The organism is Ramlibacter sp. (assembly GCF_036383835.1).
Lineage (GTDB): Bacteria > Pseudomonadota > Gammaproteobacteria > Burkholderiales > Burkholderiaceae_C > Ramlibacter.
Window position 1 is genome coordinate 1 of the sequence record NZ_DASVNN010000017.1, and the last position, 18,320, is coordinate 18,320.

17 protein-coding genes and 1 pseudogene are annotated in these 18,320 nt (G+C 68.4%); 14 read left to right on the forward strand and 4 right to left on the reverse strand.

What is annotated here, in order from left to right; all coding sequences use genetic code 11:
* Window positions 1-296: pseudogene (locus VF522_RS03130) on the forward strand (glycosyl transferase); the annotation flags it as partial.
* Between the two features lie 9 nt (window positions 297-305).
* Here the strand turns inward: VF522_RS03130 and VF522_RS03135 are convergent.
* Window positions 306-635 carry an H-NS histone family protein gene (locus VF522_RS03135; RefSeq protein WP_330906761.1) on the reverse strand — a complete coding sequence of 110 codons (330 nt, stop codon included), beginning with the start codon at window positions 633-635 and terminating at the stop codon, window positions 306-308.
* 145 nt (window positions 636-780) lie between these two features.
* Between VF522_RS03135 and VF522_RS03140 the strand changes: the two genes are divergently transcribed.
* The 3 genes from VF522_RS03140 (at window position 781) to VF522_RS03150 (ending at window position 4,228) form a co-directional block, all read left to right on the forward strand.
* Entirely contained in the window at window positions 781-1,803 is a 1,023-nt protein-coding gene (locus VF522_RS03140; protein ID WP_330906762.1) for a S1C family serine protease, read from the forward strand.
* Window positions 1,804-1,874: 71 nt separating this feature from the next.
* Window positions 1,875-2,087: a hypothetical protein gene (locus VF522_RS03145; RefSeq protein ID WP_330906763.1), complete on the forward strand. Its 213-nt coding sequence runs from the start codon at window positions 1,875-1,877 to the stop codon at window positions 2,085-2,087.
* Complete coding sequence (locus VF522_RS03150; protein WP_330906764.1) at window positions 2,084-4,228, forward strand: hypothetical protein; 2,145 nt, start codon at window positions 2,084-2,086, stop codon at window positions 4,226-4,228. Before VF522_RS03145 ends, VF522_RS03150 begins: the two co-directional genes overlap by 4 nt.
* A gap of 4 nt (window positions 4,229-4,232) precedes the next feature.
* On the opposite strand, the gene VF522_RS03155 is transcribed toward VF522_RS03150, so the two are convergent.
* Complete coding sequence (locus VF522_RS03155; protein ID WP_330906765.1) at window positions 4,233-5,159, reverse strand: NAD-dependent epimerase/dehydratase family protein; 927 nt, start codon at window positions 5,157-5,159, stop codon at window positions 4,233-4,235.
* A 44-nt stretch (window positions 5,160-5,203) separates the two neighbouring features.
* Here VF522_RS03155 and VF522_RS03160 point away from each other — a divergent pair, with 44 nt between their 5' ends.
* From VF522_RS03160 to VF522_RS03205, 10 genes are all read left to right on the forward strand, one after another.
* Entirely contained in the window at window positions 5,204-6,256 is a 1,053-nt protein-coding gene (locus VF522_RS03160) for a CDP-6-deoxy-delta-3,4-glucoseen reductase (protein WP_330906766.1), read from the forward strand.
* Window positions 6,257-6,412: 156 nt separating this feature from the next.
* On the forward strand, window positions 6,413-7,096 hold the full coding sequence (locus VF522_RS03165) for a polysaccharide biosynthesis/export family protein (protein ID WP_330906767.1): 684 nt from the start codon (window positions 6,413-6,415) through the stop codon (window positions 7,094-7,096).
* Between the two features lie 53 nt (window positions 7,097-7,149).
* Entirely contained in the window at window positions 7,150-9,513 is a 2,364-nt protein-coding gene (locus VF522_RS03170; RefSeq protein ID WP_330906768.1) for a polysaccharide biosynthesis tyrosine autokinase, read from the forward strand.
* A gap of 35 nt (window positions 9,514-9,548) precedes the next feature.
* Window positions 9,549-11,027, forward strand: coding sequence for a J domain-containing protein (locus VF522_RS03175; protein ID WP_330906769.1), 1,479 nt, complete (start codon window positions 9,549-9,551; stop codon window positions 11,025-11,027).
* Between the two features lie 11 nt (window positions 11,028-11,038).
* Window positions 11,039-12,232, forward strand: a complete 1,194-nt coding sequence (locus VF522_RS03180) for a tetratricopeptide repeat protein (RefSeq protein WP_330906770.1) — start codon at window positions 11,039-11,041, stop codon at window positions 12,230-12,232.
* Entirely contained in the window at window positions 12,233-13,696 is a 1,464-nt protein-coding gene (locus tag VF522_RS03185; protein WP_330906771.1) for an O-antigen ligase family protein, read from the forward strand.
* On the forward strand, window positions 13,689-14,522 hold the full coding sequence (locus VF522_RS03190) for a tyrosine-protein phosphatase (RefSeq protein WP_330906772.1): 834 nt from the start codon (window positions 13,689-13,691) through the stop codon (window positions 14,520-14,522). The genes VF522_RS03185 and VF522_RS03190 overlap by 8 nt, the downstream gene beginning before the upstream one ends.
* A gap of 92 nt (window positions 14,523-14,614) precedes the next feature.
* Window positions 14,615-15,073: a hypothetical protein gene (locus VF522_RS03195; RefSeq protein ID WP_330906773.1), complete on the forward strand. Its 459-nt coding sequence runs from the start codon at window positions 14,615-14,617 to the stop codon at window positions 15,071-15,073.
* Between the two features lie 94 nt (window positions 15,074-15,167).
* Entirely contained in the window at window positions 15,168-16,139 is a 972-nt protein-coding gene (locus VF522_RS03200; protein WP_330906774.1) for a tripartite tricarboxylate transporter substrate binding protein, read from the forward strand.
* Between the two features lie 106 nt (window positions 16,140-16,245).
* Window positions 16,246-16,794, forward strand: coding sequence for a hypothetical protein (locus tag VF522_RS03205; RefSeq protein ID WP_330906775.1), 549 nt, complete (start codon window positions 16,246-16,248; stop codon window positions 16,792-16,794).
* Window positions 16,795-16,800: 6 nt separating this feature from the next.
* Here the strand turns inward: VF522_RS03205 and VF522_RS03210 are convergent, their stop codons facing one another.
* On the reverse strand, window positions 16,801-17,517 hold the full coding sequence (locus VF522_RS03210) for an ABC transporter ATP-binding protein (RefSeq protein ID WP_330906776.1): 717 nt from the start codon (window positions 17,515-17,517) through the stop codon (window positions 16,801-16,803).
* The gene (locus VF522_RS03215) at window positions 17,514-18,320 is read right to left on the reverse strand and encodes an ABC transporter ATP-binding protein (protein ID WP_330906777.1); all 807 of its coding nucleotides are present in this window, start codon (window positions 18,318-18,320) and stop codon (window positions 17,514-17,516) included. The genes VF522_RS03210 and VF522_RS03215 overlap by 4 nt, the downstream gene beginning before the upstream one ends.

An 18,320-nucleotide genomic window follows, 5' to 3' on the forward strand; every position in this document is an offset into this window, starting at 1 on the left:
GTTCGCCCGGCGATCCCGATCGCTTCCACCTCCACAGCCTGATCGCGACCAACGTGGTGCACCCGCGCCTGCCGCGGCTCGCCCCCAACCTGCGCAATGCGGCCGTGTCGGTGCTGATGTGGATCTGCGCGGTGTTGCCGGTGATTCCCGCAGTGCTGTTCCCCACGCAAGGGGAACTGCTGCTCGGCGTGCTGGCAGGCTGCTTCGCCGCCTACCACTTCTATTACCGCTTCGTGGCCTCGCTGGCCGGCGGCAGGACGGAACAGGAGCAGGCCGCCAGCGCCCGGCCCTCCTGAACCGGGAACTCAGCGGCCGTTCTTGACGGCGAATTCCTCGAGGTCGCGGCCTTCCTTCAGGACCTGCGTCACCCATTGCGGCTTGCGGCCGCGGCCGCCGGACCACGTTTCGCCGTTGGGTCCGCGGTACTTGACGACGGGGGCCGCGGCCTTGCCGATGCTGCGGCGCGCCGTCCCCGGGCCGCCTCGCTCGAAGCCGAGGTCGTACGCCGTCAGCCCGTAGATCTCGATCTTCCTCTTGATGTCCGCGATCGCGTCCGCGATTTCATGCTCGCGGATCCGCTCGGCCTCGGCCAGCAGTTTTTCCGCCTGTTCCCTGAGTTCCTGGTAGGTCGCCACGGATCCTCCTCTCAACTGGATGCGGCGGATTATGCAAAAGATCGACCTCCTTTTCGAATCTTCATGCTTTTTCCGCCGAATGGCCCAGCCTTGCATGGGGGGTGCTTTTGAAGCATTCTTGATCGCCAACTCCTGGGGTACGGCCATGTCCCTGCTCGCCCGGTGCCGGCGGCTCGCCGCCTTCGCGTTCTGTGTCTGGTGTGCCGCGGTGCAAGGGGCGACACCCACCGCCACGCAGCAGGCGGGCATCGATGCGCTCACGCGGGCGATGCAGGCGGTTGTGGGGGTGGAAGTCACGGCGGCCGAAGGCGCGCGTTCGGCCGAAACGCTGGGGCGCGAACGCAGCGGCTCCGGCGTCGTGATCGGCAGCGACGGGCTGATCCTCACCATCGGCTACCTGATGCTGGAGGCGGACGCCATCCAGATCACGACGCACGACAACCGCGTGATCCCCGCCCGGCCCGTGGCCTACGACCTCGCGACGGGCTTCGGCCTGCTGCGGCCGCTGCTGCCGCTCCGCGGCATCCAGCCCGTGGCGCTGGGCAGCGCCGCGGAAACTCCGGCCCAGTCGGCCCTGCTCGCGGCCACCGGCGGCGAACAAGGCGGCATGGGCCTCACCAGGCTCCTGAGCACCCGGCCGTTTTCCGGCTACTGGGAATACCACATCGAAAGCGCCCTGTTCACCAGCCCGCCGCTGCGCAACCACAGTGGCGCCGCCCTCTTCGACGCGCGCGGCCAGCTCCTGGGGATCGGCAGCCTGTTCGTCGGCGACACCACGGGCGACAAGCAGGGCATCCCCGGCAACATGTGGGTGCCGGTGGACCTGCTGAAGCCGGTGCTCGCCGAGATGCAGGAGACCGGCAGTACCCGCGCGGGCCACCGCCCCTGGCTGGGACTGAGCTCCACCGAACAGGGCGGGCGCGTGCAGATCGTCCGCGTCAGCCGCGAAGGCCCGGCGTGGCACGCGGGACTGGGCGAGGGCGACATCGTGCTGGCGATCGACGGGGAAAAGGTGGCCACGCTCGAAGCGTTCTACAAGAAGCTCTGGGCGCGCGGCGACCCGGAAGGGGAAGTGCAGCTCACGGTCCTCAAGGGCTCGGAAATCCGGCAGGTGACGGTCAAGCCGGTCGACCGCATGAACACGATGACGCGTCCCCCCGGCATCTGAACATTTGCCAGCGCTGTCCGACACGGCCTCCGGGGAAAACCTGACAGGAACGCGCGCCACAGTCCTTAGTCTTGGCAGACCACCAGACGGAGGGGGTCGTGATGACGGCGGAAACACCAGGGTCCACGCAGGCGCGGGAGAAGCCTGCGCGCTGGAAGCCGTGGCTGCAGCTCGCCGCGGCCGCTCTCCTCCTGCTGCTGGTCTCCGAAGCGCTGTGGCTCTGGCAGACCTGGCCGGTGCGTGAACTGCTTCAGCCCGCGGCTCCCATGGCAGGCCCGCAATGAAGCTCGCACCCGCTCTTCGCGCATGGATGGCGGCCGGCTGGGCACAGCGCGCCGTTTACGCCCTCTGGGTCCTGCTCGCGGGATGGGCCGTGGGCATCGCCATCGGCGCCTGGCAGCTCGATGCCTGGCGCCAGGACCTCACCCGCACGCTGATGCAGCTGAATGCGGACGCGCAGTTCCGCGCCCGCGCCCACCACCGCGAGGCGGTCGATCCGGAGTGGTATCGCCGCAAGGCGCTGGCCCTGCTCTCCGCCACCGGGCGGCTGCAGGAGGACGCCGCCTGGACGGTGTTCATCCCGGGCTCCTGGCGCAGCTTCGACAAGCTGGAGGAGCAGTTGCAGGCGCGGCTGGAACGCGAGTTCAACGACATCGTGGTCGAGACGGTGCGCCGCGAGCTGTATGCGCGCGCCAGCCAGCTCACGGGCGTGGCCCTGGTGCGCGGCACCGGCGACCTGCAGGCGGGAATGGAATGCCAGTCGCCCGTGCCGCAAGCGGTGGAGCGGCGGCTGACCGCCGCGGCGGAAGACCTGCCGGAGTTCGTCGCCGTGAAGGAGTACGTGCTCGAAGTCGAGCGCCTCGATCGCGCCGTCCAATCCTTCTTCTCCCTGCAGTACAGCGGCGGCGGCAATCCCGAGCAGCTGCGCCAGCTGGTCGCGTACACGCTGCAGAAGGAACTGCCGGGCGCGCTGGCGGGCAGCGTGCGCATGTTCCAGGCGAACGAGGAAGTGAACATCCAGCCGGCGCTGATGCAGTCGCGGCTGCAGTGGGCCGCGCGCTGCTCGCTGGGCAAGGCGATGAGCTCGCTGCACACCCGCCTGCTCAACACGAACGACCTGTTCGCGCTGGAGCAGGGGTACGTGGAACGCAGCCATGGGCTGTTCGACGGCCCGGTGAGGCATGCCACCTTCGATCGCACGCTGGAGCGCTACCGGGCCGTGTACGCTTTGCTGGAGGACCAGCACAAGATGCTGGCCAAGGGACGCAACGACTGGATGGGCCAGGCCAAGCTGCAGCTCGGGCCGGCCTACGAGGACGTGATGAAGCGCATCGAGCACACGCGCCTGCTCGGTCCGGAGGTGGTGCAGCAGCTGCACAACCAGTCGGGCAGCGCGTTCGCCGAATTCCGCCGCCAGTTCGAGGAGGTGTTCCGCAATCGCGGCGAACCCGGCGTGGTCTGGATCGACGCGGAGCAGCGCTTCGGCCTGTCGGCGCAGCGCGCCGCCATGCGCCAGGGCCTCGGCGCGCTGCTGAAGACGTCCTTCATGTCCGACGAGGCGCCGCGGCCTCCGGCGAAGAACAACCGCGAGAACACCTCGCTCGCGAAGGTCGCGCAGGAAGCGCGCGCACTCGCCGAGGAACGCGCCCGCGCGATCGCGGAAATCGTGCCGGTGTTCCCGCCGCAGGCGCAGCCCGTCGTCGCGCGGGTCGTCGACGCGCGGGTCTCCGAACTGATCTACCAGCGTGCCTTCCGCACGCTCAAGGCAGGCCTGCCCGAGGATCCGCAGGCGCCGCTGGATCCGAACGTGTTCAGGCAGCAGCGCGACCAGGTGCTCGCCCTGCAGGCCGTGCTGAAGCAATGCGGCGGCGCCTGGCTGGGCGAGCGCCTCGTCGCCACGCTCGACGCCGAAGTGCTGCGCCGCCTCGCCGGCATCCAGGACGAATGGAAGCGGCTGCCGATCAACGAAGCCCGCGTGACCGAGTTCGCCTGGTGGCAGGGCGAGCCCTTCGCGCTGGCGCAGGCGATGGGCGCGGCGGAGCCGGGCGCGCCGCAGGTCTCGCTCGGGCGCAGCGCGGCGCGCCTGGAGGTCCTGGTGCAGCAGGCCAGGCCGCTGCTCGCGCTGGGCAGCCCCGCGCTCGCGAACGATCCGTCCGCGCAGCGCTGGCTGCACGTGCAGGCGGAACTGGAACGCTACAAGGCGCGCGCGCAGGACAGCAGCCTGCTGCGCCTGGAGCGCTGGCTGGCGGCGATGGGCCCGGACCTGCGGCGGGAGAACTGCACGGAGCGCCTGGTCGCCCACGTGCCCTCTCCCATTCCCGGCGACGAGATCGCCCAGCGGCACATGCAGCTGCACAACGCGCTGGCCACGCGCTGCAACGAACTTCGGCAGGCGGGCTCGCCGGCGGCCAGCCTGACGCAGTAGGTCCCTATCCGCGCAGGCCGCTTGCCACCGTGGGGTGGCTCAGGCGCACGCGCAGCTCGCGTTTCATGCGGCCGTTGTCCAGCCGCCGCGACTCGCCCATGAAACTCAGGAGCACCAGCGGGAGCTGTTCCTGCGCGGTGCTGCGCGCCACGCGCGGTGGCCGCGGCAGCCCGTACAGGTCCGCCGCGAAGTCGAAGTAGTCGCCCATCTTCAGCTCGGTGTCGTCGTTGGCGTTGTACGTGCGAAGGGGCCGTCCGCGCCACAGCGCGGCGACCACCGTGCGGGCCAGGTCGTCGGCGTGGATGTGGTTCGTGTACACGTCGTCCCCGGCGGCGAGCACCGGCGTGCCCTTCAGCAGGCGGTCGCGCGGCGTGCCGCCTTCGCGGTCCGGCGCATAGATGCCCGGCACGCGCAGGATGCTGGCGCGGGCGCCGGTGGCGCGCGCGAAGAAACGCACCTGCCGCTCGGCATCGGCGCGCCGCTGCGCGCGCGGCGTGCGAGGCGCGACCGCGCGAGCCTCCACCGCGCGGTCGCCGCCGCAATCGCCGTACACGCCGGACGTGGAGGCGTAGACGAACGAGCGCGGCGCCGTGCGCAGGCGCTGCGACTGCAGCAGCGCCTGCGTGCGGCGATCGCGCCACCACTGGTCCTGCGCTTCGGACGCGGGCGGGGCCAGGTGGATCACGTGGTCCGCCAGGCCGGCCAGGCGGGCGAGCGTGCGGGGGTCGTCGAGGTTGCCGGGCAGCGGCGTGATGCCGCGCGCTCGCAGGAGGGAGGCGCGGGACGGCGTCGACGTGAGGGCGAGCACGCGCACGGCCGGCGGCAGCGCCCGCGCCACCCGCAAGCCGACGTCGCCACAGCCGACGATGAGGACCCGCGTGCGCCGGAAACGGCTGGGCAAGGCGCCGAGGGGGTGCTGGTTTGAAGGCAAAATCGGGCGGGACAGACCGAACAAAGCCCGAGGATACCGAAAGCATGACAGAAGCCACCGCAGCGGCCGGCCCCTTCCAGATCACCGTGCAGCCCAGTGGCCGTGCGTTCAGCGTGGAGGGAGGCGAGGCGATCCTCGCGGCCGCCATCCGCCAGGGCGTGGGCATGCCCTACGGCTGCAAGGACGGCGCCTGCGGATCCTGCAAGTGCAAGAAGCTCGAAGGCACGGTCGTGCACGGCCCGCACCAGACCAAGGCGCTCTCCGCGGAAGAAGAAGCGAAGGGACTCATCCTCACCTGCTGCGCCGTGCCGCAGACGGACGTGGTGCTCGAGTCGCGCCAGGTCACGGACGAAAGCGCCTTCCCCGTTCGCAAGATGCCCGCGCGCGTCACGACACTCGAAAAAGTGTCGCACGACGTCATGGTCGTGAAGCTGCAACTTCCGGCGAACGACACCCTGCGCTACCACGCCGGCCAATACATCGAATTCATCCTGCGCGACGGCGCGCGGCGCAGCTACTCGATGGCCAACGCCCCGCACAACGGCCCCGGCGTCGAACTGCACATCCGGCACATGCCCGGCGGCAAGTTCACCGACCACGTCTTCACCGCGATGAAGGAGAAGGAGATCCTGCGCGTGGAAGGCCCGTTCGGCAGTTTCTTCCTGCGCGAGGATTCGGACAAGCCGATGGTCCTGCTGGCGTCGGGCACCGGCTTCGCGCCGATCAAGGCGCTGGTCGAGCACATGCAGATGAAGGGCATCCACCGGCCCGCGACGCTTTACTGGGGTGGCAGGCGTCCCGCGGATCTATATATGGACGCGTGGATGAAGGAGCGAACTGTCGAGTTACCCAACCTGCGTTATGTGCCTGTTGTCTCGAATGCGCTGCCCGAAGACAACTGGACAGGAAGAACAGGTTTCGTGCATCGCGCCGTGATGGAGGATTACCCTGACCTCTCCACCTATCAGGTGTACGCCTGCGGAGCGCCTATCGTCGTAGACTCGGCGCGGAACGAGTACAGCGCGGTTTGCGGTTTGCCGCCAGAAGAGTTTTTTGCCGACTCTTTCACAACGGAGGCCGACAAGCATTCATCCTAGCGACCCTTCGGTCGCCAGGTCGATGCTGACTCGGGCGACTTTATTCGGGGGGTGGCCATGATGAACCGATTCGCTTTTTCCCTGGCGGCGCTGCTGATTGCATCAGCGAGCATTGCCCAGACCAATGTCCAGGGAAACGTGGGCGCAAGCGGGGACATGCGGTCCACTCCCTTCCGCTCGGCACCCGCGATCGAGACGACATCCCCCGGCATCCCGCCTGCGCCGGTGGTGCCGGACCCCAACACGGCCCAGGGCACGGCCGTGTTCAACCCGGGCAAGGAATACCGGATCGGGAGCAACGACCTGCTCGACATCGAGGTCCTCAATCTCGACAACGGCAGGCGGACGGTGCGGGTCAACGCGGTCGGCACGATCACGATGCCCCTGATCGGCGGCGTCGCCGTCGCCGGACTCACGCAGCAGGAAGCCGAGACGCACATCGCGGCGCTGTACGGTGAAAAATACCTGCAGGAGCCGCAGGTCTCCCTCTTCATCCGCGAATACACCACCGAGCGCATCACTGTCGATGGCGCCGTCGCGAAGCCCGGCATCTTTCCCATCATCGGCCAGATGACCTTGCTGCGCGCGCTGGCGCTGGCGGGTGGCTTCGGGAACATCGCGAACCGATCCGAAGTGAAGGTGTTCCGCATGGAGAAGGGGGAACGCCAGATCGCCACCTTCGACATCGAGAAGATCCGCGCGGGCCAGAGCGAGGATCCCGAGCTTCGCGGCAACGACCTGATCGTCGTGCAGCGCAACCCCACGCGCGCGATGCTGAAGGACTCGGTGCTGCGGGACGTCTTCGATTTCTTCAACCCGTTCTCCGTGTTCTCGCGCTAATTTCGCGCTCCGCGCGCTGCGCGGCTGACTAGTCCAACTTTCAGAGCAGCCCAATGTCCGCATCCGAGATCATCCGAAACGACCCCCCCGCCCTTGCGAATCCGGCTGCCACGGAGGTCGCCCTTCGAGAGCCGTACCAGCTGCAGGCCGGCTACGGGCGGCCCGAAGAGGAGCCCTCCGTCGAGGACGGCCTGACCCTGAAGGACCTCGGGCGGATCATCCTCAAGCACAAGTGGACCTTGCTGCTGATGGTCGGCCTCGCGCTCGCGGCCTCGACGGTCAGGACGTTCCTCAGCACGCCCATCTACCGTTCGACCGTGATCCTGCAGATCGACCGCGCCACTCCACGCGTCGTGCGTTTCGAGAATGACCCGGAGCAGGAGCGTCTGGGTGGCGACGACTCCGTGTCGATGCGGACCCAGCAGGAACTCCTCAAGAGCCGCTCCCTCGCCGAGCGGGTCGTGGATGAATTGCGCCTGGACCGGTCCTCCGGCCGCAACCAGGCGAACCTGGCGGTCGAGTCGGCGCCCGCGGCCGGCGAGTCAGCGCAGGCGCCCGGCGAGGACGACCCGCAAGCGGGCGCCGAACCGCTGGGGGATTACGTTGACCGGCTGATCGCGGGTTACCGGAAGATGACCAGCCCCAGCTCGCGCAGCAGCGAGGTGCTGGGTCGCGAGGCCATCATCAGCGAATTCCTGAACTCCCTGACGGTCGAGCCGGTCCGCAGTTCCCGGCTCGTCAGGCTGCACGTGGAGAACACGAATCCGGCGCTCGCCGCGCGCATCGCCAACACCACGGTGCAGTCGTACATCGCCATGGCCATGGAAAGGCGGCTCGAAGCGACTTCCTACGCCAAGAGCTTCCTGGAAGACCAGATCCGGCAGGTCAAGGCCAAGCTCGAGGAATCCGAGCGCCGCCTGAACGCCTACGCCCAGTCGAACCAGATCGTCACGCTGGACGAGAAGACCAGCGCCGTGAACCAGACGTACGTGGACTATGCGACGGCCCTGGCGAAGTCGGAGCAGGAGACCATCAAGGCGAGGGCCGTGCTCGCGGAGATGCTGCGGAATCCGGAAGGTGCGCCGGCAGTCTTCGACAACAAGACGATCGGCTCCTTCAAGGAGCGGCGCGCCAAGTTGAACATGGAGTACCAGGAGAACCTGCGGATCTTCAAGCCCGAGTTCCCGAAGATGCAGCAGCTGAAGGCGCAGCTCGCCGAGATCGAAGCCCAGATCCAGGGGGAGATCGGCGCCACCGGCATCAACCTGAAAGCCCAGTTCGACGCAGCGGCCGCGCAGGAAGCCCAGATGCGGGACAAGCTGGAGCAGGTCCGGAAGAAGCTGATGACCACGCAGGAGCAAAGCATCGACCTGAACCTGCTCAAGCGCGAGGTCGACACGAACCGGCAGCTGTACGACAACCTGCTGCAGCGCTTCAAGGAAGTCGGCATTTCCGCCAACATCAGCAGCAACAACATTTCGGTCGTGGACTCGGCGGAGCCGTCCCTTTTTCCGTACAAGCCCCGCCTGCTCAACAACCTCCTCGTCGGCCTCGTCGCGGGTCTCCTGCTCGGAGTGGCCGTCGTCGTGGCCCTGGAGGTCATGGACGATTCGATCAAGTTCCCCGACGAAGTGGAGCGCGTCCTCGGCGTGCCGCTCATGGGCGTGATCCCCAAGATCCGCGCGAAGCGCTCCAGCAGCAAGCCGATCGCGCTGGAGGTGCACGACGATCCACGCTCGGCCATCGCCGAAGCCTATCGCTCCGTCCGCACCGCGCTCCAGTTTTCGACGGCGGACGGCGCACCCAAGCGCCTGGTCGTCACCAGCACGACGCGCAACGAAGGCAAGAGCACGACCTCGCTCGCGCTGGCCATCAATTTTGCCCAGATGGGACAGCGGGTGCTGCTGATCGACGCGGACATGCGCAACCCGACGGTCCACAAGCTGCTCGGAATCCCCAACGACTTCGGCCTGTCCAACCTGCTGTCCAGCGACAACCGGGGCGACAAGATGATCACCGCCACGAGCATCCCCAACCTCTCGGTGCTCACCGCCGGACCGATCCCTCCGAACCCGGTGGACCTCCTCACCGGCCCCAAGCTGCTGCTGCTGCTCAACATCACCGCGGCGCTCGGCATCGACTACGTGATCGTCGATGCACCGCCGATGCTCGGACTGGCGGACTCCGTCGTGCTCGGCAACCAGCTGCAGAACGTCCTGTTCGTCGTCCAGGCCAGCAGCACGCGCAAGGCGCAGATCAAGAACGCGCTGCGGCGCTTGCGCCAGGCGGGCCTCGTGCCGCGGGGCGCGGTGCTGACGCAGGCCGTGAGCCAGGCCATGGCGTACGACTACGAGTCGTACTACGGCTACCGGTCCGCGGACGAAACGGTGGCCACCGCGTTGCCCCGTGCGCAATAGCCGCTAGGCATGCCATGGGCCCGGCTGCAACGGCGATGAGCCCTTCTCCCGGCCGGGTGCAGTCAGCCCTGCTCGATTACTTCCGCGCACCCGGCAACTACCGGCTGGGTTCGGGGCAGCCCGAGGAGCTGTTCAACGCCGTCCGCGAGGTGCTCCAGATCGCGACCGGACGCATGGCCGCGGTGGACGGGCATCGCACCGAGGAGTTGCGCGATGCCGCGGCGTTCTTCATCGGAGCCGCCCTGCTCTATCCCGGCGCGGATCCCTATGCGCTGCTCGGGGTTTCGCGCAGCGCCGACCTGCCCGAACTGAAGGAACGCTACAGGTTGTTGATGCGGCTCGTCCACCCGGACTTCGCCGGCACGCTGCGCGCGAACTGGCCGGACGATTCCGCGGTGCGCGTCAATCGCGCGTACGAGGTCCTGTCCTCGCCGGTGCGGCGCCGCGAATACGACGACCAGGTCGCCAGCGGACCGCAGCACGGTCCCGTGAAGGAAGCGAGGCGCGCCGTCCCGGTGCCGAAAGGCGCCAGGCTGTCCTCGCGCGGTCGCACCGCCAAAAGAGCGGCATGGGCTTTCGTGGTCCTGGTCTCGCTGCTCGCGCTCGGCCTGCTGCTGCCGCATCCGGCGCCCGTCCGGCTCGTGCAGAAGCCGGAGACCGCACCGTCCCCCGGCAAGAAGCCGGCGCCGGCCTTCCCGGCGAGCTACAGCGATGCGCCCGCGCGCCAGCACGCCGCCGCGGAGCATGCGGTCCCGCCGGAGCCCGGTCCTGCTTCACAGCCGGCCCCGTCGCGCTCCGGGGCCGACGCTGCCCTTGCGGCGCCGGTGCCCCCAGCCCCGCTCCCCATCCAGCCGGGACGCGCGGCGCAAGGGCAAGGCAATGCCCGCACGATCGTTCCACCGGAACCGCCGGTGGGCAGGGCACGCCCCCGCGACGAACTCGCCGCGACGCCGGCGCCTGTCGCCGTGCCGCTCCCCGCCCTCAACGTGCCGCCGTCTGCACCGGCACCTTCCGCGCTCCCTGCGGCTGCGGCCGCGCCTGCTCCAGCGCCCGCGGCCGCTCCTGCGGCTGCCGGTGCGCCGGCGCCCGCCCCGCTCGCGGGGTACGGCGCCGGAAGCGGCGGCGCGATCTCCACCGTCGCGATCCGGCCGTGGAAAGCGCCGACGCTCGATGACGCCCAGCCATTGATCACGCAACTATTGCAGGACCTGGAAAGCGGAAACGCGGAGCAGGTGTTGAACCTCCTGGACCCGGTCGCGAAGCAGGCTCCCGCCGCGCAGGCGCTCTCTCGCCAGTACCAGCGCATCGTCAGGGGCACCCGGGCCGTGAAGCTGTCCCAAGTGGAATTCAGGAGCGAAACGAGTGATGATGTCCTCGTCGTCGTGGGGCAACTGCGCCTGCAGGTGGGCGAGTCCACGATCGGATCGCTCGGCGAGAAGCTGCTCCTGCGCGCGGAATTCGCATCGCGCGGGGGAAATGTGAGACTGACCCGGCTTAGCGGAGTGGCGGAATGACAGTGACCGCGATGGAATTCGAAGCGGCGGGAACGAGGCGCCTGCCTTTGAGCCGCTGGCTGTTCGCAGTGGCGGTCACGGTTCTGAGCGCCACCTTGCTATGGGTGGCCGCCCGTGCCCACCTCGAGTATTCCTGCACGGTGAAGGACACGCCGTACCTCCCGATCTGCCCGGAGACCTCGCCGGATCCTGGAGACCTGCGATCGGAGCTGCGCGACCGGATCCACCGCAATCCCGGCGATTCCTGGGCCTGGACGCTCCTGCTCCCCGTCACGGCAGATGCCGAGAAGGAGGCCGTCCTTCGCGGGGCGACGGCCGTGGCTCCGAACAATGCGACCGTCCTTCGCTGGCGCGCCGCCGCCGCCCTCGACCGCGGCGAACTCGAGGAAGCGATCTCTCTGCTCGTCCAACTGCTTGAGTACAGGGGCTCCAGGGACGCGGCGGGCGCGCTCGCACAGCTTGCATCGACACCCGAAGGCCGCGAGCTGCTGCAGGGGCACATCAAGGATTCGAAGCGTTGGTTTCCACGTGTCCTGGACAGCTTCAGCGCACTGAAGCTGCCGCCCGGTGACGTGCTTCCGCTGGTGGTGGAAGCGGCGAAACAGGATGCGCTGCCTCCTTCGACACGCCGCGCCTACATGCAGCAGCTCAGGGCCAGGGGTCAGTTGCTCGACGCGTACGGGCTGTGGCTCACGCTGCACAAGCGCCAGGTCCCGCTGCTCTACAACGGCTCCTTCGACAACGCTTTCGTGCCGGAAGGCTTCGACTGGGAGTTCACTTCCGTCACGCGCAGCCGCGCCGGCGTGGTCGTGGAGCAGCAGCCCGGGGCCAAGCGCGGTCTGGTGCTCGAACTCGAATTCACGGGGCGGCGGTTTGCCTTGCCCATCTTGCGCCAGCTGATCTTCGCGCCGGGCGGCGCGTATCGTCTCGAGGGCGAGTACATGGCGTCCAAATTCCGTTCCGAAGGCGGATTGAACTGGGTCGTGTACTGCACGTCGAACGGGTCCAGCCTGCTGGCGAAGGGAAGCCCGATACAGGACAGCGGCGGCATCTGGCGGACGTTCGAAATGGACTTCAAGGTGCCCGCGGACTGCGGGCCGATCGCCAGTCTGCAGTTGGAGCCCGCACAGAAGTACGAGGCCGCTGCCGGCATCAGGGGCCACGTCGAACTCGATGCGCTCAAGATCACCCGCGTGGAGGACTAGATGCAGCGAGCCGTCACGAAGCGGGAGTGGTTGTCGCTGGGCACGACCGGTATCGATCCGCGCGCCGGCGTCAGCCCGGCCGCGTTGGGTGCGTTCCTGTGCCTGCTGATCGCTTCCCCCCTCATGCGCGGGGGCAATCGCCATGTCGCCCTCGTGCTCCTGGAAGCCGCGGCGATCGCGTTCATCGCGATGGTCCTCACGTCGGGCACGCACCGTCCGGAGCGATCGCGCAGGCAGTGGGTTCTTGCTTTCGTCCTGCTCAGTCCCGCCTGGCTGGCGCTGGTCTACCTGCTGCCGATACCGCCGTCGTTCTCCGGTGCGGGGTCGGTACGGGCCATGTACTCCGAGCTGCTGGCCAACGCGGGCATCCCCGCGATGGAGTGGCAGCCCCTCTCGCTCGCTCCTGACGCGACGCTGGTGTCGCTCCTGTCAGGCACCCTGCTGATCGCAGCCGCCCTTGCGGGCTCGCGGATGAGTGCGGCGCAATTGCGCAAGGTCTTGATCGTGTTCGTCGCGGCGTCGTTCGTGCAGGTCGTGTTCGGCCTGCTGCAGGCGAGTGGCGGCGAAAGCTCGAGCCTGTACTTCGGCGGCAAGGTGGGGCGGCCGTTCGGGACTTTCGCGAATCCCAACCACTTCGCGAACTACCTCGGGATGGCGCTGGTCGCGTTCATCCTGCTCGCCCACGAGGGGCTCACCCGGCGACGCGATTGGCACGAGGGACCGCGCAAGACTTCGCGGGAGGGACCGCTGATCCTCTGGTCCTCCGGCGGAGTGTTCCTGCTCGTGGGCATCCTGATGTCCGGCTCCCGGGCGGGAACCGTCGCGGCGCTGGCTTCGACAACCGCCGCGTTCATGCTCGTGATGGCATTCGGTTCACGGTCGCGGCGCAAATCCTGGCGCGCCAGGATCGTTCTCCCGGCCATCGCCGTCGTCGCGGGCGTGGTGCTCGTCGGGGCGGACGCGATGCTCGCCCGGTTCGACCTCGAGAAGCTGCAGGGCGCCATTCCGTTCCGCGCCATCCAGGCGACCACCACCCTGCAGGGAGCGGCGGAGCTGTGGCCCTGGGGCGCGGGCTGGGGCACGTACTACTCCGTGTATCCACGGTTCCAGCCGTCGAATCTCGTCGGCATCGCCGACTACACGCACAACGACTATCTGCAGATGCTGTTCGAAGCAGGCATCTTCGGCGCGGTGCTCGCGGCGGCGTGCGCGTACCTGCTGATCAAGCGTGCCTTCGAACTCGTTCGCAGCGCGAGAAGGCACCACAAGCTGAGCCGCGAGGAAATGACCTGCGCCGTCTGCGGCATCGGCCTGCTGGGATTCCTGCTGCACTCGATCGCGGAATTCAACATGCACATCCCGGCCAACGCGATCATCGCGTCGCTGCTCGCCGGCGTGTACCTGCGCCCGCTGGAAGCCCACGAAACGCGCGGCGCGCATCCGGAGCCTGCGCCACATGATTGACCTCCATTGCCACATCCTTCCCGGCATCGACGACGGCTCGCGCAGCCTGGACATGTCGCTGGAGATGGCCCGCATGGCCGTCGGCGACGGCGTCGAGACGATCGCCTGCACGCCGCACATCTACCCGGGCCTGTACATGAACGACACCGCGGGCATCCGCACCGCCCGCGACGCCCTGCAGCGATCGCTGGACGACGCCGGCATCCCGCTGAAGCTCACGATCGGAGCGGACGTGCACCTCGTCCCCGGGCTGCTCGACGGTCTGCGCGAAGGACGCGTGCCCTGCCTGCACGACACCCGCTACCTGCTGCTGGAACCGTCGCACCACGTGGCGCCGCCGCACTTCGAGGAATCCGTCTTCCGGCTGGTGGCCGAGGGCTACGTGCCGGTGATCACGCATCCGGAGCGCCTCACGTGGGTCGAGCACCATTACGAGACCTTCGCCGCGCTGGTGCGCCAGGGCGCCTGGATGCAGGTCACCGCCGGCGCGCTCACCGGCGTGTTCGGGCCGCGCGCGAAGTACTGGGGCGAGCGCTTCCTCGATGACGGCCTGACGCACATCATCGCCAGCGATGCGCATTCGTCCGGGCGCCGGTCGCCGATCCTGTCCCAGGCGCGGGACATCGCGGAGCGGATGCTCGGCCGTGAAGAGGCCGAACTGCTCGTGCGTGGACGGCCGCAGAAGATCCTCGACAACGCACTGCCGTCGCAAGTGCAGCCGCCGCCGTCGCAGATGTCGCCGCAGCCGCAGTCGCACGTGGATCTCCCGAAAGGGAGAGGCTGGTGGAAGTCCCTCTTCGGCGCCACTCGGTCGGCGGGTGGTTGAGGGTCAAGACAGCAATAAACATTCACACACGGTGTCTGAACGCGGTGGTAATGTCGCTGCCTCGTCATCACAAACCTCACGGAGGCCCTCCAATGAAACTGAAGAACCTGCTGCTTGTTCTTTCCGCCGTCGCAGCGGCGCCTGCGTTCGCACAGACCATTGGAACGGTGACCACCGTGAATGGCGTGGCGACCGTCACCACCGGCACCACCGGCACCGCCGTCGTCACGGGTGCTCCGATCGTGAACGGCTCGCGCGTGATCACCACTTCGTCGGGCTCGGTGAGCCTGCGCCTGAACAACGGCTGCACGGTGACGGTGCCCCCGGGCCATGGCGTGACGGTGCTGTCCAGCCTCACGTGCGAGCAACTGCGCGCGGCGATCCAGCCGGTGACCACGACGGTCACGACGACGACGACGGCCACGCAGGTTCCGGTCGGCATCGGCCCGTTCACCGGCAACACGGCGCTGGCGGCGGGTGCGCTGCTGCTCGGCGCCGGCCTGATGATCGCCAACGACAACGGCGAGGACGCGCCGCTCAGCGGTCGCTGAAACTTCTGCTCACTTCGCGTGATGCAACACGGGGCCTTCGGGCCCCGTTCGCGTTTGCGGCCGCGCTGGGCGCTTGCCCCACAATAGCGCTCCCATGAAACGCCGACATCTCCTCCTCTGCAGCCTGGCCGCTTCCGCGGCCCTGGCGACGCCTGCGGCGCTCGCGCAGGCGCGTCCCATCCGCCTGATCGTTCCCTACGCGGCGGGCGGCCCCATCGACGTCACTGCGCGCGTGCTGGCCGAGCGCGTCAAGGACAGCCTGGGCACCGTGATCATCGAGAATCGTCCGGGCGGCGGCGGCAACATCGGTGCCGATGCCATCGCCAAGGCGGCGCCGGACGGCACCACCATCGGCATCTCGGCCGTGGCGACGCACGCGATCAACCCGTGGCTGTTCTCGAAGATGCCGTACGACGCGGCGAAGGACTTCGCGCCCATCACGCAGATGGTGCGCGTGCCGAACGTGCTGGTGATGAACGCCGACACGGCCGCCCGCCTGAAGATCGAAACGCTGCGCGACCTGATCGCGTATGCCAGGGCGAATCCGGGCAAGCTCAATTACGGCAGCGGCGGCAACGGCAGCGCGGGCCATCTCGCGGGCGAGATGTTCAAGCGCGACGCCGGCATCTTCGCCGTGCACATCCCCTACAACGGCGGCAACCCGGCGCAGCTCGCGCTGCTCTCCGGGCAGGTCGATTTCAACTTCGACAACCTGGCCACCGCCGCCCCCAACATCCGTTCCGGCAAGCTGAAGGCGCTCGCCGTCACCACCCTGCAGCCCTCGCCCAACCTGCCGGGCGTGCCGGCCGTCGCCGCCACGCTCATGGGGTTCGCGATCGACACCTGGTGGGGTCTGGTGGCGCCGGCCGGCACGCCGCGCGACGTGATCCAGAAACTGAACGCGGCCTTCGTCGCGGCACTGAACTCGCCGGAGGCGAAGGCCCGCTTCGCCGGCCTGATGGCGGAACCCGTGGCGACCACTCCCGAGGAGTTCGGCCGCTTCATGCACGGCGAGCTCGCCAAATACGAAAAAGTGGTGAAAGCCTCGGGCGCTAAGGTCGATTAATGGCTGAGCCGGAGCGCCTACAGGGCTTGTGAGATTCGTCTGACACGCAGGCGCGCAACGGCCGAGGCACATTGGTCCTCCAAACAGCAACGAGAGGGGGCCCGCCATGCGGTCGCAGCGCATTCTCCTGGGGTTGGTGGCCGGCCTGGGCGTCGTCGGCGGCGCCTGGGCCCAAGCGAACGGGGAGCTGCGATGGCGGGCGGGTGCCAGCTCCCTGGGGCTGCAGGCACCGGCGAGCGAATGGCGCGGGCCCTGCGGCAGCGTCGCATTCCCCTGCGAGGACTCCGGCGGCACGCTGCGGCTGTATGCCAGCCCCAAGGCCCCGCGCACGCTCAGCCTGCAGGTGGCCTACCCCGAGGACGCCTTGCCCGTCCTGCGTCTCGGACGCCCGCAGGCGCCGAACGTCAGCCTGATCGGCAGGACCGACATCGGGCCTTCGCTGGGCCTCTATGGCCGCCTGGGCACGGCCACGCGCGCGAGCCTGGCCGGCACATCGGCCGGCGAAGGCGGCATCACCTATGGCGTGGGCCTGAGCTGGGACTTCTCGCGCCGCGGCTCCGCCACGGTGGGATGGGACCTCTACGACTTCCGCGCGCTCGGTGGCGAGACGCGCGACGTGCGTACCACCAGCCTCGGGCTGCAGTGGCGGTATTGAGCCGCCCTATTCGCCCAGGTAGGCGGCGCGCACCTTCGGGTCGTCCAGCATGTCCCGCGCGGCGCCGGACATGCTGATCACCCCCGACTCCATCACGTAGCCGCGGTCGGCGATCTCCAGCGCGCGGCTGGCGTTCTGTTCGACGAGCAGGATGGTCACGCCCTGGCCGTGCACTTCGCGCACGACCTCGAAGATCTTGTCGACCATGATCGGCGACAGTCCCATGGACGGTTCGTCCATCAGCAGCACTTTCGGCCGGCTCATGAGGGCACGGCCCATGGCGAGCATCTGCTGCTCGCCGCCGGACATGGTGCCGGCGAGCTGGTCCTTGCGTTCCTTCAGGCGCGGGAAGGTCGCGAAGACCCGCTCCATGTCCTGCGCGATGCCGGCCTTGTCCTTGCGGATGTGGGCTCCCATCTGCAGGTTCTCGGTGATCGTCATGCGGGTGAACACGCCTCGGCCTTCCGGCACCATCGCCAGGCCGTCCTTCACGAGATCCCAGGCGCCGCGCCCGCGGATGCTCTTGCCCAGGAACTCGATGTCGCCGTCGTTCAGCGGCAGCAGGCCGGTGATGGCCTTCATGGTGGTGGTCTTGCCGGCGCCGTTGGAGCCGATCAGCGTGACCAGCTCGCCCTCGCGCACCTCGAAATCCACGCCCTTGACGGCCTGGATGCCGCCGTAGGCCACCTTGAGGCCCTTCACCTTCAGCAGCGTCTCGCTCATTGTTCTGCTCCGCTCACCGCCGGCGTCGCGGCCGGCTTGTGCCCGTGGCCCAGGTAGGCCTCGATCACCTTCTCGTTGCGCTGCACGTCGTGGGGCGTGCCCTCGGCGATCATCTTGCCGTAGTCGAGCACCGTGACGCGGTCGCACAGGCCCATCACCAGCTTCACGTCGTGCTCGATCAGCAGGATGGTGCGGCCGTCCTTGCGGATGCGGTCGATCAGCTCGCGCAGCACCACTTTCTCGGTGGAGTTCATGCCGGCGGCCGGTTCGTCCAGCGCGATCAGCTGCGGGTCGGTCGCCAGCGCACGCGCGATCTCCAGGCGACGCTGGTCGCCGTACGACAGCGTGCGCGCCTTGTAGTCGGTGAAGCGGCCGATGCCCACGTAGTCGAGCAGTTCCTGCGCGCGCTTGGCGATCGCAGCCTCCTCTTCCCGGAACTTCCTCGTGCGGAACATCGCGCCCAGCAGGCCGGAACCCGTGCGGATGTGCCGGCCCACCATCACGTTCTCCAGCGCCGTCATGTCGGCGAAGAGGCGGATGTTCTGGAAGGTGCGCGCGATGCCCGCCTTGGCGACTTCGTGCACGGCCGTGGGCTTGTAGGGCTGCCCCGCGAGTTCGAAGGTGCCGCTGTCGGGCGTGTAGAGGCCGGTGATCACGTTGAAGAACGTGGTCTTGCCGGCGCCGTTGGGCCCGATCAGTCCGTAGACCTGGCCGCGGTCGATGGTGAGGCCCACGTCCGACAGGGCCTGCAGGCCGCCGAAGCGCTTGGAAATACCGGCCACGCGGAGAACGTTGTCTGCCAT

What these genes read in the sequence shown, in the direction of transcription:
- VF522_RS03175 (WP_330906769.1), top strand. Translation starts at nt 9,549, where the DNA reads ATGAGCCCTTCTCCCGGCCGGGTGCAGTCAGCCCTGCTCGATTACTTC.
- VF522_RS03190 (WP_330906772.1), top strand. Translation starts at nt 13,689, where the DNA reads ATGATTGACCTCCATTGCCACATCCTTCCCGGCATCGACGACGGCTCG.
- VF522_RS03140 (WP_330906762.1), top strand. Translation starts at nt 781, where the DNA reads ATGTCCCTGCTCGCCCGGTGCCGGCGGCTCGCCGCCTTCGCGTTCTGT.
- VF522_RS03200 (WP_330906774.1), top strand. Translation starts at nt 15,168, where the DNA reads ATGAAACGCCGACATCTCCTCCTCTGCAGCCTGGCCGCTTCCGCGGCC.
- VF522_RS03150 (WP_330906764.1), top strand. Translation starts at nt 2,084, where the DNA reads ATGAAGCTCGCACCCGCTCTTCGCGCATGGATGGCGGCCGGCTGGGCA.
- VF522_RS03195 (WP_330906773.1), top strand. Translation starts at nt 14,615, where the DNA reads ATGAAACTGAAGAACCTGCTGCTTGTTCTTTCCGCCGTCGCAGCGGCG.
- VF522_RS03205 (WP_330906775.1), top strand. Translation starts at nt 16,246, where the DNA reads ATGCGGTCGCAGCGCATTCTCCTGGGGTTGGTGGCCGGCCTGGGCGTC.
- VF522_RS03180 (WP_330906770.1), top strand. Translation starts at nt 11,039, where the DNA reads ATGGAATTCGAAGCGGCGGGAACGAGGCGCCTGCCTTTGAGCCGCTGG.
- VF522_RS03170 (WP_330906768.1), top strand. Translation starts at nt 7,150, where the DNA reads ATGTCCGCATCCGAGATCATCCGAAACGACCCCCCCGCCCTTGCGAAT.
- VF522_RS03160 (WP_330906766.1), top strand. Translation starts at nt 5,204, where the DNA reads ATGACAGAAGCCACCGCAGCGGCCGGCCCCTTCCAGATCACCGTGCAG.
- VF522_RS03210 (WP_330906776.1), bottom strand. Translation starts at nt 17,517, where the DNA reads ATGAGCGAGACGCTGCTGAAGGTGAAGGGCCTCAAGGTGGCCTACGGC.
- VF522_RS03165 (WP_330906767.1), top strand. Translation starts at nt 6,413, where the DNA reads ATGCGGTCCACTCCCTTCCGCTCGGCACCCGCGATCGAGACGACATCC.
- VF522_RS03215 (WP_330906777.1), bottom strand. Translation starts at nt 18,320, where the DNA reads ATGGCAGACAACGTTCTCCGCGTGGCCGGTATTTCCAAGCGCTTCGGC.
- VF522_RS03185 (WP_330906771.1), top strand. Translation starts at nt 12,233, where the DNA reads ATGCAGCGAGCCGTCACGAAGCGGGAGTGGTTGTCGCTGGGCACGACC.